The sequence below is a fragment of the Penaeicola halotolerans genome, assembly GCF_016464625.1.
Classification (GTDB): Bacteria; Bacteroidota; Bacteroidia; order Cytophagales; family Cyclobacteriaceae; genus Penaeicola; species Penaeicola halotolerans.
In genome coordinates this window covers 1-642 of record NZ_JAEAGO010000013.1, presented here as the reverse complement: position 1 = coordinate 642, position 642 = coordinate 1, and the positions used below count along the sequence as shown (strand labels likewise).

The 642-nt window shown below is 36.9% G+C and carries 1 protein-coding gene; it reads left to right on the top strand.

Features of this window, described 5'->3' with window-relative positions:
• On the top strand, positions 1-642 hold a 642-nt coding region (locus I5349_RS13610; protein ID WP_226391331.1), incomplete at both ends, for a hypothetical protein.

Here is a 642-nt window from a genome sequence, read left to right as displayed (position 1 = left end):
AGTGCTAAGAGGAAAGTTCATAGCACTAAGTGCCCATTTAAAGAAAACGGAGAAAGCTCACATTGGAGACTTAACAGCTCACTTGAAAGCTCTAGAAAAAAAAGAAGCTGATTCACCCAGGAGGAGTAGAAGACTGGAAATAATCAAACTGAGGGCTGAAATCAACAAAGTAGAAACACAGAAAACAATCCAAAGAATCAATGAAACAAAAAGCTGGTTCTTGGAGAAAATCAACAAGATTGACAAACCCCTAGCCAAACTAATCAAACGGCAGAGAGAGAACATACAAATTAATAAGATCAGAAATGAAAAGGGGGACATAACCACAGACACTGAGGAAATACAGAGAATGATTAGATCTTACTACAAAAGCCTGTATGCCACAAAATTGGAAAATGTAAAAGAAATGGACATTTTTTTAGATAAGTACCATATACCAAAGTTGAACCAAGACCAGGTGAACAATCTAAATAGACCTGTCAGTCGTGAAGAATTAGAAGCTGTTATCAAAAATCTCCCTACCAAAAAAAGCCCAGGACCAGATGGTTTCAATGCAGAATTCTACCAGAACTTCCAGGAAGAGCTAATACCTACACTCCTTAAAGTATTTCACAATATAGAAGCAGAAGAATCATTGCCAAA